At 37.9% G+C, this 13,416-nt stretch carries 16 protein-coding genes; 11 read left to right on the top strand and 5 right to left on the bottom strand.

What is annotated here, in order from left to right; all coding sequences use genetic code 11:
• Window positions 1-181 precede the first annotated feature (181 nt).
• Window positions 182-1,141, top strand: a complete 960-nt coding sequence (locus tag AA0X95_RS21900; protein WP_413301559.1) for an NAD(P)H-dependent flavin oxidoreductase — start codon at window positions 182-184, stop codon at window positions 1,139-1,141.
• 42 nt (window positions 1,142-1,183) lie between these two features.
• Window positions 1,184-1,453: a UPF0223 family protein gene (locus tag AA0X95_RS21895; RefSeq protein WP_413301557.1), complete on the top strand. Its 270-nt coding sequence runs from the start codon at window positions 1,184-1,186 to the stop codon at window positions 1,451-1,453.
• A 714-nt stretch (window positions 1,454-2,167) separates the two neighbouring features.
• Here AA0X95_RS21895 and AA0X95_RS21890 read toward each other — a convergent pair.
• Window positions 2,168-2,800, bottom strand: coding sequence for a YktB family protein (locus AA0X95_RS21890; protein ID WP_413310155.1), 633 nt, complete (start codon window positions 2,798-2,800; stop codon window positions 2,168-2,170).
• 179 nt (window positions 2,801-2,979) lie between these two features.
• Between AA0X95_RS21890 and AA0X95_RS21885 the strand changes: the two genes are divergently transcribed.
• Both AA0X95_RS21885 and AA0X95_RS21880 read left to right on the top strand, forming a co-directional pair.
• A complete protein-coding gene (locus tag AA0X95_RS21885; protein ID WP_308080315.1) occupies window positions 2,980-3,174 on the top strand; it encodes a hypothetical protein in 195 nt (64 codons plus the stop codon).
• 276 nt (window positions 3,175-3,450) lie between these two features.
• Entirely contained in the window at window positions 3,451-4,248 is a 798-nt protein-coding gene (locus AA0X95_RS21880) for an inositol monophosphatase family protein (protein ID WP_413301555.1), read from the top strand.
• Window positions 4,249-4,286: 38 nt separating this feature from the next.
• Here the strand turns inward: AA0X95_RS21880 and AA0X95_RS21875 are convergent, their stop codons facing one another.
• Window positions 4,287-4,472: a YlaF family protein gene (locus tag AA0X95_RS21875; protein ID WP_413301553.1), complete on the bottom strand. Its 186-nt coding sequence runs from the start codon at window positions 4,470-4,472 to the stop codon at window positions 4,287-4,289.
• Between the two features lie 187 nt (window positions 4,473-4,659).
• Between AA0X95_RS21875 and typA the strand changes: the two genes are divergently transcribed.
• From typA to AA0X95_RS21860, 3 genes are read left to right on the top strand one after another with little or no spacing between them, the layout of a single operon-like run.
• Window positions 4,660-6,498: a translational GTPase TypA gene (typA, locus tag AA0X95_RS21870; protein WP_413301551.1), complete on the top strand. Its 1,839-nt coding sequence runs from the start codon at window positions 4,660-4,662 to the stop codon at window positions 6,496-6,498.
• Between the two features lie 17 nt (window positions 6,499-6,515).
• Window positions 6,516-6,833: a YlaH-like family protein gene (locus AA0X95_RS21865; RefSeq protein ID WP_413301549.1), complete on the top strand. Its 318-nt coding sequence runs from the start codon at window positions 6,516-6,518 to the stop codon at window positions 6,831-6,833.
• 14 nt (window positions 6,834-6,847) lie between these two features.
• A complete protein-coding gene (locus AA0X95_RS21860) occupies window positions 6,848-7,141 on the top strand; it encodes a hypothetical protein (RefSeq protein ID WP_413301547.1) in 294 nt (97 codons plus the stop codon).
• Window positions 7,142-7,411: 270 nt separating this feature from the next.
• On the opposite strand, the gene AA0X95_RS21855 is transcribed toward AA0X95_RS21860, so the two are convergent.
• Window positions 7,412-7,612, bottom strand: coding sequence for a YlaI family protein (locus AA0X95_RS21855; protein WP_308080309.1), 201 nt, complete (start codon window positions 7,610-7,612; stop codon window positions 7,412-7,414).
• A gap of 328 nt (window positions 7,613-7,940) precedes the next feature.
• On the opposite strand from AA0X95_RS21855, the gene AA0X95_RS21850 reads away from it, so the two are divergent.
• The gene (locus tag AA0X95_RS21850) at window positions 7,941-8,396 is read left to right on the top strand and encodes a pyridoxamine 5'-phosphate oxidase family protein (protein WP_308080308.1); all 456 of its coding nucleotides are present in this window, start codon (window positions 7,941-7,943) and stop codon (window positions 8,394-8,396) included.
• 176 nt (window positions 8,397-8,572) lie between these two features.
• Here the strand turns inward: AA0X95_RS21850 and AA0X95_RS21845 are convergent, their stop codons facing one another.
• A complete protein-coding gene (locus AA0X95_RS21845) occupies window positions 8,573-9,166 on the bottom strand; it encodes a YhcN/YlaJ family sporulation lipoprotein (protein ID WP_413301545.1) in 594 nt (197 codons plus the stop codon).
• Window positions 9,167-9,380: 214 nt separating this feature from the next.
• Between AA0X95_RS21845 and AA0X95_RS21840 the strand changes: the two genes are divergently transcribed.
• The gene (locus tag AA0X95_RS21840) at window positions 9,381-10,709 is read left to right on the top strand and encodes a PhoH family protein (protein ID WP_413301543.1); all 1,329 of its coding nucleotides are present in this window, start codon (window positions 9,381-9,383) and stop codon (window positions 10,707-10,709) included.
• Between the two features lie 35 nt (window positions 10,710-10,744).
• Here AA0X95_RS21840 and AA0X95_RS21835 read toward each other — a convergent pair whose 3' ends face one another.
• The gene (locus tag AA0X95_RS21835; protein WP_413301541.1) at window positions 10,745-11,242 is read right to left on the bottom strand and encodes a peptidyl-prolyl cis-trans isomerase; all 498 of its coding nucleotides are present in this window, start codon (window positions 11,240-11,242) and stop codon (window positions 10,745-10,747) included.
• Window positions 11,243-11,411: 169 nt separating this feature from the next.
• Here AA0X95_RS21835 and AA0X95_RS21830 point away from each other — a divergent pair, with 169 nt between their 5' ends.
• A complete protein-coding gene (locus tag AA0X95_RS21830) occupies window positions 11,412-11,693 on the top strand; it encodes a YlaN family protein (protein WP_413310152.1) in 282 nt (93 codons plus the stop codon).
• Between the two features lie 338 nt (window positions 11,694-12,031).
• Window positions 12,032-13,240, top strand: coding sequence for an FtsW/RodA/SpoVE family cell cycle protein (locus tag AA0X95_RS21825; protein WP_413301539.1), 1,209 nt, complete (start codon window positions 12,032-12,034; stop codon window positions 13,238-13,240).
• Window positions 13,241-13,416 lie beyond the last annotated feature (176 nt).

Below are 13,416 nucleotides of genomic sequence, written 5' to 3'. Positions count from 1 at the left end.
CTTAAGATCAAGTCTATAAAAAACATAAAACAAATGAATTATAGCACTATTTTTTTATATTGCATAGGATTTATTTCAGCCTAATGCTTTTGTTTGTTTCAAGTTAGTTTCTCATTAAGAGAGGAAAATTAACCTTTTAAGACGAAATAACAAGTAACAAACATTTAGGAGGGAAAATTAATTGAATTGGCGTACGAGGGTTACAGAAATTTTAAACATTAAATATCCAATCATTCAGGGCGGTTTAGCCTATTTAGCTTATTCTGAATTAGCTGCTGCTGTCTCCAACGCCGGGGGCCTTGGTCAGATTACTGCGATGTCCTTGAGTCACCCCGATGAATTACGTGAGGAAATCCGAAAAGTGAAACAACTAACAAACAATCCATTTGGGGTTAATTTTGCAATAGGTCAACATGGTAGACCGTTTTCAGATTTTTTACAGGTTGCTATTGATGAAAAAGTTCCAGTTATTTCTATGACAGGAGGGAACCCGGCTCCAATTTTCGAACAGTTGAAAGGAACTGAAATAAAAACTCTAGTCCTTGTTGCTGCAAGAAGGCAGGCTGTCAAAGCAGAAGAACTTGGTGCGGATGCTGTAATGGTTGTTGGTCAGGAAGGTGGTGGCCACCTTGGCAGGGATGATATTGGAACCATGGTATTAATCCCTCAAGTGGTAGATGCTGTTTCCATTCCTGTTATCGCATCGGGTGGAATTGGAGATGGAAGAGGATTGATGGCAGCACTTAGTTTAGGTGCTGAGGGTATTGAAATGGGAACAAGATTTATTGCCACAAAGGAATGTGTTCATGCAAATGAACTGTATAAGAAAAGGTTAGTAGATGGAACAGAATCAGATACTGTTGTGATCAAGAGGACCTTAGGAACACCAGCAAGAGCGATCGCGAATAGTTGGACTAATAAAATTCTAGAAATCGAGAAAAGTAAAGGTGACTATAATGAGCTAAAGGACTTTATTAGTGGAATGGCGAATAAACGCTATATCTATGAAGGAGTTGAAGATGAAGGGTTTGCTTGGGCTGGCCAAGTAATGGGATTAATAAAAGATGTACCCTCTGTTGGAGAGTTATTTGAACGGATGATAAAAGAAGCAGAAGAAATTCGTGCAAAGTGGGGAAAATAAAGGTATCATACTCTTTATTGAAAAAAGTTAGAAGGTGAAACAATGGAGTACCAATACCCAATTCATTACAGCTGGTCCACCGATGAAATTGTTGATGTGATTAAATTCTTTGAGGCCATCGAAAAAGCATATGAAAAGGGAATTGAACGCGATGAGCTAATGAAGGTCTATCGTCGTTTTAAGGAAATAGTTCCTAGCATTGCTGAAGAAAAGACTCTTTGTGGCGAGTTTGAGGAGATAAGTGGTTATTCTTCGTATCGAACAATTAAAAAAGCCAAAGAAGCCTCATCAGGTGACAAAATTAAAATGTAAAATAGGAAAGCTCCCGAGATCATTTATATCTAGGGAGCTTTCTTTTGCATAGTATCTATATTATTTTGCATTGAAACACCAACATAGATATGATTTGGTAATATAGAAGGTTTCTACGAGACCGGACAAGCCATCGGTGAACGGTTTGGGTAACATAAACAGGTTCTACGAGACCGAGCAAGCTATCGGTGAACGATTGGGGTAACATAGACAGGTTCTAAGTGACCGGACAAGCCATCGATGAACGGTTTGGGTAACATAGACAGGTTCTAAGAGACCGGACAAGCCATCGGTGAACGATTGGGGTAACATAGACAGGTTCTAAGAGACCGGACAAGCCATCGGTGAACGGTTTGGGTAACATAGACAGGTTCTACGAGACCGAGCAAGCTATCGGTGAACGATTGGGGTAACATAGACAGGTTCTACGTGACCGGACAAGCCATCGGTGAACGGTTTGGGTAACATAGACAGGTTCTACGAGACCGAGCAAGCCATCGGTGAACGGTTTGGGAACATAGACAGGTTCTACGTGACCAAGCAAGCCGTCCGTGAACCCAATGGGTAACATAGAAGGGTGCTACGAGACCGAGCAAGCTATCGGTGAACGATTGGGGTAACATAGACCGTTTCTACGTGACCGAACAAGCCAAGTGTAACTGATTCTGATTACATAGAGTTGATTTGCGTTATAAAATCTTATACCATGATTTTTTATTTAATATTTTGAGCTAGTTTATATAGAGGTGCGACTGTTTGAAAAACATGTTCAATCTGCTGGATCAATCCGTCAGCACCTAACCCAATAGCCTTTTCTTTATCGATGGTTAAACCACAGAGTAACTCAGCTTTTTTTACACTCTTCAGTCTTTCAAAAATCTCCTTAAGGTCATTCTTTGATAAATCATCGTGTTTAACTGTTTCTGGTTTCGTGTGGTCAAGTGACCATACAAATTCAGCGGGAACTTCCTTATATAATTTGTTTGCTTTCTTTAGAAATCTTTCAGCAATCGTATTTTTTGATGGGGCTTCATATATGACTGCAAACCAAATAAATAAATGGGTGTGCCAAAGCCCAATCTGAAAATGTGGCAACATTTTATATCCCCTTGCATTATTAGCAAAGGCCACCCATGTATCCTTTGGTGGATTGATTGTTCTTCTAGCATGTTTAGCTACATGCACAAACATTTCATCACCAGTAAGTGTCGATAAAGTAGGTGCAAAATATCCACCGAGCTCTTCAAGCTTCGGACGAATAGTACTTTTTAAAGCTTCCATTCTTGCCTCTAAGCCATCTATTAAAAAAACATCAAAATCCTCCTGTGTTAAACCCTTGAAATCCATCATAATACCTCCAACAAGCCATTTGTCACTTATTGTAGCATAGGAAGGAAATTTGAAGAAGTTTGTTGCTCTTCTAGGTTAAAGCACATATTTGTTGCAACATATCAAGCAGACTCATATTATACAGTAAAAAAAATAATCTGAAAAATAAGTCAATAATATGAAAGGGGAGAAGAAAGATGAAACAACTAATGAATACTTCTTTAAAAAAAGCAGGCGAAAAGGAAAGAACAGCTGTATTAAGATTAGAAATGGATTATGAACTAGCTACCTTATTTGAAGCAATTGAAGAAAAGAACGAGAAGAAAATGAAGGAATGTAAACAAAAGTTAGAGAGAATTCGTCAGGAATTATTACGATTAAAGGCTCTTTAATAGCACTTTTGTGAACCCTAAGTACTTATTTTCTAAAGGGAAACAAATAAGAAGGGACAGAAAAAGAATAGTGAAGGGATTTACCTAAACGAACTCCGAAATATTAGTAAGGGGAGTTCGTTTATTATTGTGCTTTTGTGTGATTAATTTAACTTAAAACAAAATATGTCAAAAAGTTGATGTGGTCCCTTAATTTGATTAAGCTATAAGTACATCAATGGAATGGTCATGTTCCATACTACATACATTGGAAAATATGAGCATTGGAGGTTAATAATGAACTGGGAAGAAGTTTATACTCATGCTAAGCAATGGGTGAAGGAAGCCGGAGAGACGATCCGATTATCCTTTGATAAGACATTGAATATCCAGACGAAAACAAACCGTAATGATTTAGTAACGAATATGGATAAAGAAATAGAACAGTTTTTTATAAAGAAGATTAGGGAGGTTTATCCCGGTCATCATATTTTGGGGGAAGAAGGATTTGGTGACGAATTTAAAACCCTTGAGGGGGTTGTATGGCTAATTGATCCGATTGATGGAACGATGAATTTTATCCATCAACAAAGAAATTTTGCTATTTCTCTTGGCGTGTACGAAAACGGAATAGGTAAAGTAGGACTTATTTATGATGTAGTTCATGATGAGTTATACCATGCCAAACGTGGAGATGGCGCATTTTTAAATGATAAGCCAATCCCACCCTTAAAAGAAGCAAAGGTAGAGGATTCCATAATAGCTCTTAATGCTACCTGGGTGATGGAGAATCATCGCATTGATCACCATTTAATGATTCCTCTAGTTAGAGCTGCAAGGGGGACTCGTTCATATGGAACGGCAGCACTTGAAATGGTGTTCGTTGCAACAGGTAGGGTTGATGCATACTTGTCTATGAGGTTATCACCATGGGATGTTGCTGCAGGTGCAATTATAGTTGAAGAATTGGGTGGAGTAGTGACAAATTTAAGAGGTGAAAAATTGGACTTTCTTTCCAAGGACTCATTGTTCACCGCAAAACCAGGTTTGCATCAAATCATTTTAAAGGATTATTTAAAAAATGGTAAATGGTAAAAAAGAAGCCAAGATGGCTTCTTTTTTACTTAGAATGTTTAAAGTTCTCCGTTTTCTCTCATTTTCTTTTTTGTTTTAAACCCTAATCCCATAATGACAAAACATCCAAGGACGCAGAAAGCTGCTCCGAGCATGCTCTGTTCTCCAATTGCAATTCCAATTCCCATGATACAAACTGCTGCAAGAATAGAATAAACAAGCATTGGCCACTTAATCTTATTCATTTTATTACCCCTTTATATCAAGTCCTACAGTTAACCAAAAACGGTTTGACTTGTGTTTTTTAGCTATATTTTTTATTCTACATAAAATGCTTATAGGTTTCCACTTTAATTATGGTATAATGTTTTAGTTGTATATGGGAAACTATAAATAGTTTTATTTTTAGAATATAGGTAGGAGTGGAATTTTTTGAAAATTAGAGAAGATATTCGTAATATAGCCATCATTGCTCACGTTGACCATGGTAAAACAACATTGGTTGACCAATTGTTAAAACAATCTGGTACATTCCGTAGCAATGAACATGTCGAAGAACGTGCAATGGATTCCAATGATTTGGAAAGAGAACGTGGTATTACCATCCTGGCAAAAAATACTGCCATTCAATACAAAGATACTCGCATAAATATCTTAGATACACCTGGACACGCAGATTTTGGCGGTGAAGTTGAACGAATCATGAAAATGGTTGACGGTGTATTGCTTGTCGTTGATGCCTATGAAGGTTGTATGCCACAAACACGTTTTGTTCTAAAAAAGGCTTTAGAGCAGAAATTAACTCCAATTGTTGTTGTTAATAAAATTGACCGTGACTTCGCTCGACCAGCAGAGGTAATCGATGAAGTGATCGATTTGTTTATCGAACTTGAAGCAACTGAAGACCAGTTGGAATTCCCGGTTATTTACGCTTCAGCAATTAATGGTACAGCAAGTACTGATGCAGAAAAGCAAGATGAAAATATGCAATCTTTGTATGATGCTATCGTTGAATATATCCCTGCTCCAGTTGACAATCGTGAAGATCCATTGCAATTCCAAGTTGCCCTTCTCGATTACAATGATTATGTTGGCAGAATCGGAATCGGTCGCGTTTTCCGTGGTACGATGAAAGTCGGTCAACAAGTAGCACTGATGAAATTAGATGGTTCAGTTAAGCAATTCCGTGTGACCAAAATTTTTGGTTTCTTTGGATTAAAACGACAAGAAATACAAGAAGCAGTAGCCGGCGACTTGATCGCTGTTTCAGGGATGGAAGATATAAATGTTGGTGAAACGGTATGTCCAATTGAACATCAGGAAGCACTACCAATTCTACGAATCGATGAGCCTACATTACAGATGACTTTTGTTGTTAATAACAGTCCATTTGCAGGTAGAGAAGGTAAGTATCTAACTTCAAGAAAGATTGAAGAAAGATTACGCGCTCAATTGCAAACAGACGTAAGTTTACGTGTTGAAAACACCGATTCACCAGATGCATGGATCGTTTCTGGCCGTGGTGAACTTCATTTATCAATCCTAATTGAAAACATGCGTCGCGAAGGCTACGAGCTCCAAGTTTCAAAACCAGAAGTTATCGTTAAAGTTATTGATGGTGTACGTTGTGAACCAGTTGAAAGAGTTCAAATTGATGTACCAGAAGAACATACAGGTTCAGTGATGGAATCAATCGGTGCCCGTAAAGGTGAAATGATTGATATGATTAACAATGGTTCTGGTCAAGTTCGCTTAATTTTTAATGTACCAGCACGTGGGTTAATTGGTTACACAACTGAGTTTTTAACAATGACTCGAGGTTATGGAATTATTAATCATACCTTTGATAGCTACCAGCCAATGTTGTCAGGTCAAGTTGGTGGAAGACACCAAGGTGTACTTGTGTCAATGGAATCTGGAAAAGCATCCACATATGGTATCATGCAAATAGAAGACCGCGGAACAATTTTCGTTGAACCAGGTACGGAAATTTACGAGGGGATGATCGTTGGCGAAAACACTCGTGAAAATGACATCACCGTTAATATTACAAAAATGAAACAGGCGACAAATGTTCGTTCAGCTAACAAAGACCAAACATCTGTAATTAAAAAACCGCGTATCATGACATTAGAAGAGTCATTAGAATATTTAAATGATGACGAATATTGTGAGGTTACTCCAGAATCAATTCGTCTTCGTAAAAAAATTCTTGATAAAAATGAACGTGAAAGAGCGGCTAAAAAGAAAAAGGTTGCTGAATTAAGCTAATTAATGAGGTGCACGCTGTGGAAGATTTAAAATCCTTCTCCCCAAGTCTAAGATTTTTTATTGAGCTAACGAACGATGTAGAAACAGGTGTGTTACTACAATATGTATTTATTGTCATCCTGTCCGTAATTGTCTACCGGTTGGGCTTTGCAAAAAAACTGCCTCTTTTGAAAAACATAGTAATTTATATTAGCCTTTGTGTTGGTTGCGTATTTATGTTGTTTTTTTCATATGCTCTGCCAATAGCAGAAGGTTTAGGTGCAGCCGCGTTGTTGTTAATTATTTATAAAATCCGCCTGCACCAATCAAACAAGCATCAGGCTGAAGCGAAATAACGGGGGTTTAAAGAATGAAATCCTTACAAGATGCACTGTATAATTGGCTTACGATTAAAGTTGTTTGTGATGCCCGTCCTGATGACACAGCAGCACAAGAAACTCGTGCCTTTTTTGACGAGATGCTAACGAATCAGCATCACGTTTCAAACCTGAGCATCACAACAGATGCTGTCATGTATTATGTCACCTATCAACAAGGTGATGAGACAAAGAAGGTTCGTTATCCTCGTGAATTGATTGAGATCATGTTAAATCAAATCAATCAAGAACCTGAAAAGTATGAGAATTATCCGATTGAAGAATAAAAAAAACCGCTTGCTCTATCTATTAGATAAAGCAAGCGGTTTTTTCTTTTTTAACTAGTCAGTTGATTTCCGCTCCAGGCGCTTCGTTTTCCGCGGGCGGTCGGGGAGCCTCCTTGTCGCTTCGCTCCTGCGGGGTCTCCCCCTGACACGCTTTTCCCGCAGGAGTCTTCGCGCCTTCCGCTCCAATCAACATGTTGTCAAAATTATCAATTGTCTTTTACTTAGCTTTTTTTCTCAGTGTAAAAATTTACGGTTACCTCTGATTTCTCCTTACCACTCATCTTTCTCAGATTTGGTGCGGAATAATTTAAAATTTCCTGTTTCTATTCGGGCATTCGTTTTCTCTGTAATTCTTTCACTGCATTCATTACACATGTATGTATGGATGGGGCGATTGCGAAGCCTCTTAGCTATCAACGATTCATTTTCAATCGATTCAATTTTATCACAAATTACACATTTTACTCGCATTAAGGCACCTCTTCGACTCTTTCTAAAAACAGAATGTTTGTATTATATAATAGGAAAGTATAAAATTCGACTTCGAGAATTGTCCAGCGCCAGCGCCTAGCCCCTCGGGTCAAATAGCCTTCTGTAATAAAAGTCAAAGAGCGACTTTTCTTGCAGAAGAACATTTGCCTGTCGGAGCTGACCAAGGCGCTTCCGCTTTTCTTATAGTATACCATGTTAGAAAGCAGACAGGGAATCAATTGGTTAAAGTTGAACCAAAAAAGGTATAGTAGTAATATGAAATTATCTGTTTATTACAGAGCAAGGAAAAGTTAAAGGGGTTGTAAGAATGCCAAATCAAGTAGAACAAAAACTTATCAAGCCGTTATATGATGAGTTACAAAAAGAAAGATTTGTAACGTTAGCGACAGTCGACCATGAAACAGGGGGACCCAATGTAAGTGCAATTTCCTGGGTGTTAGCGAAGGATGAAAATACAATTTATTTTTCTGTAGATAATCGTTCCCGAATATTGGAAAATATTAATAAAAATAACATGGTAGTGATTAACCTCATTGCAAATGAATCTACCTACTCCATTCAAGGGGAAGCACAGATTAAAGTAGAACGACTTGAAGAGGTGCCATTAAAGCTGGCATTGGTTGAAGTGGCTATTAAAGAAGTCAGGGATGTCATGTTTTACGGCTCTAAAATAGTAACAGAAGTACAATATGATAAGACATATGATAAAAATGCAGCTCAAAAATTAGACAATCAGGTTATGGATGCAATGAAAAAAGCTTAGGAGGAATCCTAAGCTTTTTTCATAATAAGAAAGTATAAAATTCGACTTCGAGAATTGTCCAGCTCCAGCGCCTAGCCCCTCGGGTCAAATAACCTTCTGCAATAAAAGTCAAAGAGCGACTTTTCTTGCAGAAGAACATTTGCCTGTCGGGGCTGACCAAGGCGCTTACGCTTTTCTTATTCTTTATAGTGATTGGATTGATCGTTTTGTTCTTTTCTTAATTGTTTTTCCTTATTCTCTGGAAGCTTATGTTTTGGTTTTTCTGTGGAATTCTTAGGGCTTGGTGTGATTAGGTCTCCAGGAATTTCTGGCATTAACCTACCAGCAACGTCGGCCAACTCCTCCATAATCCCCTGAACCGGTCTTCCTTTATTAATATCACCTTGTATTTCTTTTAATCGGGCAGTTGTGTCAGCATCGGCTACAACAACAGCTTTGGCGCCGTAAGGGTCTTTACGCAAGCTTTCAGCTACAGAATATTTAATTGACCCAACTTGAGAACGATCAATTTTAGAATTCACATCAATGCCAACAATTGCATAATTTCCTATCACAACTGCTGTTGCATCATTAACATTCGGAACACTTGTTGCTAATTTAACTAAACGCTTTGAAATTTGCTGTCCAGTTTTTCGATCAACATTTTCAATATAACTGTTCTTTACCTTTACTAATGACTGATTAGCATTTTTAGCTGTCTCTTTATTGTTATCAGTGTTGCATCCCGCCAAAAGCAGGCCTATTACAATTATCATTCCAATATTCTTCATTGACCCATACCTCCAAGTTGCAAAATAAAAGTAAAATTTAGCAACATCAACTAATTTTAATTAGACAAATTTAGTGGTTCCATTAACAAATATTGTGCGGAACTTCTTCTATCTTTATTCCAATAAACATATATTTTACCAAAGTCCATTCTAGTAAAAGGGTTGTTGATATACTCTAACAGACCCGACAACAAGTAAAGCAGGAGGCGTTGCTTTGAGTAAAATATACGTGTTAGATACAAATGTCTTGCTACAAGACCCGTATTCCATTTTTTCCTTTGAAGATAATGAAGTTGTTATTCCCGCAGTGGTTCTTGAAGAAGTGGACTCAAAGAAAAGGTACATGGATGAAATTGGTAGAAACGCAAGACATGTATCTAGATTAATTGATGGCCTAAGAGCCTCTGGTAAGCTACATGAAAAAATTCCGCTTGAAAACGGAGGAACAATAAGAATTGAATTAAATCACCGAACATTTCATGAACTTCAAGATATTTTTATTGAAAAGACCAATGATAACCGGATATTAGCGGTTGCAAAGAACTTATTTCTTGAGGAACAAACGAAGGAAGATGGCAAACCTGTTATTCTTGTGAGTAAGGATGCCTTAGTGCGGGTAAAAGCTGATGCAATTGGCTTAGCTGCGGAAGACTTTTTAAGCGACCGAGTGGTAGAAATTGATCATATATATACTGGATTTTTTGAACTGTTTCTACCAATTGAGTTATTGGGGCGGTTCTATGAGAAAGGAGAATTAAACCTTTCTGAGTTAGCAAACCACCCTTTTTATCCTAACCAGTTCCTCATTATGAAAGATTCTTTAGGAAGTTCTGCCTCTGCCATTGGAATGGTTGATAAAAATGGAAAAAAGGTAAAAAAATTAACGTTAAATCAGGAGCATGTTTGGGGGATTCACTCACGAAATGTACAGCAGACCATGGCTATCGAATTATTATTGCGTAAGGATATCCCGCTTGTTACATTAACCGGAAAAGCAGGTACAGGTAAAACCTTATTAGCCCTTGCCTCAGGGTTAATGCAGACAGAAGACTTTAGAGAATATAAAAAGTTATTGGTGGCACGTCCGATTGTACCAGTGGGTAAGGACTTAGGATTCTTGCCGGGTGAAAAACAAGAAAAGCTGAGACCGTGGATGCAGCCAATCTATGATAATCTGGAATATCTCTTTAACACGAAAAAGCCAGGTGAACTCGATGCGATATTGGCAGGAATGGGGTCGATTGAAGTAGAGGCGCTGACTTATATTCGTGGTAGAAGTTTACCTAAGCAATTTATCATAATTGATGAAGCGCAAAACTTAACGAAACATGAGGTGAAAACAATCCTAACACGTGTAGGAGAGGGTAGTAAGATTGTGTTAATGGGAGACCCGGAACAAATTGACCATCCATATTTAGATGCCTATAACAATGGGTTAACCTATGTGGTTGAAAAATTTAAGGACCAAGTTATTTCAGGGCATGTAAAATTACTAAAAGGGGAACGGTCAGGGTTGGCCCGACTTGCAGCAGATTTATTATAAGATAAAAGGAAAACGGGCGCCACATGGCTCCCGTCTTATTTTATTGTAAAGCCAGTTACATTTTTAATAGGATTATCTTGGTTGGAACCATCGCTTAAATAAATATGAATAGGTCCGTCTGATGATAATGGTTTGCCTTCTTTTGAGAATCCCACTATTAAATCATACGCATCCTCAAGTGGAAATTCATATTGTTTATCCTTACTATGAATAACTAATGTTAGTGCGTCGCTGTTAGGCTCAGCATTTAATAAGAAGGGTTTTAAAGGAATACCGAACGTTCCTGTTAACACTTTTTCTTTTTCGAATTTTTTCTCCGATTTTAGTGTGGGTGGGAAAATAGCTCCTTCCATAATTTCACGATCCCAATGCTTAGAAACTGCCTTCGTATACTCTTCTAATGAATCAGAATTCTTGTTTTTTGTTAAAAAGTAAGTGGTTAAATCGATACGTCGGTCATCAAAAATCCATACACCTGGATCAAGTGTAATTGTATATTTTACTTTACCTGTAATCATTATGATATTTTCCATTATCTTTACCCCCTAAAGTCTAACCCTATTAAGTATAGCTTTTTTTTTAGGGAATGTCATAAACTGAATCCCATTTTGTAATAGCCTTGATTGTTCTTGCAATTTTCTATTGTAAACGGTAAAATTTATAGATAAGTTGAATTATCGCTCTGAAATGGGGGGATTAATGTTGGCGTCTGAAATGATCGTGAATCATCAGGAAAAAGCCTTAGCATTATTGCAGGCTGATGCTGAAAAGATATTGAAGCTTATCAAAGTGCAAATGGACAATCTCACGATGCCTCAATGCCCACTTTATGAAGAAGTGTTGGATACACAAATGTTTGGCCTATCACGAGAAATAGACTTTGCTGTTCGATTAGGCTTAATAGAAGTCAAGGATGGAAAAGCGATTTTAGATAAATTAGAAAGAGAACTATCAGCGCTTCATGATGCATCCTTAAGAAAATAAACTTAGAGAACTCAAACAAAACAAATTGTTTGGGTTTTTTTAATATTGGTTGTGTAAAAGTTCATAGTTGATTTTTGTGTTCTGTTGATTGGAGCGGAAGGCGCGAAGACTCCTGCGGGAATAGCGTGTCAGGGGAGACCCCGCAGGAGCAACGCGACGAGGAGGCTCCCCGACTGCCCGCGGAAAGCGAAGCGCCTGGAGCGGAAATTAACAGAAAAGTTTAATGTAGCTTTATATTAAAATGTTGTAACAATTTTTCTTTTCATCAAGTAATCATATTCATTTTCTATTATAATAGATTGTACATTATCAATACTTTAAAAATGAGGACGTCTTATATGGTAAAAAAAATACTGAAATCATATGATTATACCTTAATCATTGCCATCATTCTTTTGTGTGCATTTGGACTTGTGATGATCTACAGTGCAAGTATGGCTTACGCAGTTCAACGATATCAAGTTAGCAGTGATTTTTTCTACCAAAGGCAAAAAATATTTTTGTTAGGATTTGCTGCCATCTTTTTGGTAACAGCCATCGTTCCATATAAAATTATGAAATTTACAAAATGGTTTCAACTTCCGATGGTGTTAGGTTCTATTATCTCGCTTCTAGGTCTATTTGCCTTCGGAGAAGTAAAGAACAATGCCCAAAGCTGGTATGCAATAGGGACTTTTCTTCTCCAGCCTTCAGAATTTGTCAAATTGGCTGTTATTATTTATTTGGCTGCTGTTTATGCGAAAAAACAGGCATATATCAATCAGTTTAATAAAGGAGTTCTTCCTCCACTTGGCTATCTTTTCATAGTATGTGTATTGATTGGGGTTCAACCTGACTTCGGAACGGCTGCCATCATTGCGGCTATTGCAGCGACCATCATTCTTGCATCTGGGATGAGTCCAAAGACAATATTGAAATTACTACTAATGGTCCTTATTCTTCTTCTACCGGTTATACTTGTTTCTTGGGGGAAAATCTTCTCGGATGAACAAATGAGCCGATTGGAAGTATTGGATAACCCATTTGCTAAGGAATATGTTAAGGATGCGGGATTTCATCTAGCGAATTCTTATATTGCTATTGGGTCCGGTGGCGTCAATGGATTAGGCCTGGGAAAAAGTATCCAAAAGCTTGGATACCTTCCTGAATCACATACAGACTTTATCATGGCAGTCATTGCAGAAGAACTAGGAGTTTGGGGCGTAGGCTTTGTCATTCTCATGTTAGGTTATGTGGTACTCAGGGGAATTTATATTGGCTTACAATGTAAGGATCCTTTTGGGAGCCTGCTCGCAATTGGAATTTCGAGTATGATTGGTATTCAATCCTTTATTAATCTTGCTGGTGTATCTGGGTTAATACCACTTACTGGGGTTCCATTACCATACATCAGTTATGGCGGGTCTTCACTCTTGATGCTTGCTGCAGCAACTGGAATCTTAGTGAATGTCTCCATGTTTGTTAAATTTGAAAAAAAATATAAAAACAAAGAAACAAAAGAAACGCGACAGCGCAGTCAGGACGGCAAGGTCTTCTATATGCAATAAAAGAGGTTGACCCGTAAGGAGTCAACCTCTTTTTACATTATTAGAAAGTATATTCTACTTCGAGAATTGTCCAGCTCCAGCGCCTAGCCCCTCGGGTCAAATAACCTTCTGCAATAAAAGTCAAAGAGCGACTTTTTTTGCAGAAGAACATTTGCCAGTCGGGGCTGACCAAGGCG

The organism is Neobacillus phoenicis, from assembly GCF_047302305.1.
GTDB lineage: Bacteria > Bacillota > Bacilli > Bacillales > Cytobacillaceae > Neobacillus.
The sequence above is the reverse complement of the archived record's forward strand: the minus strand, read 5'-3'. Positions and strand labels throughout refer to the sequence as shown.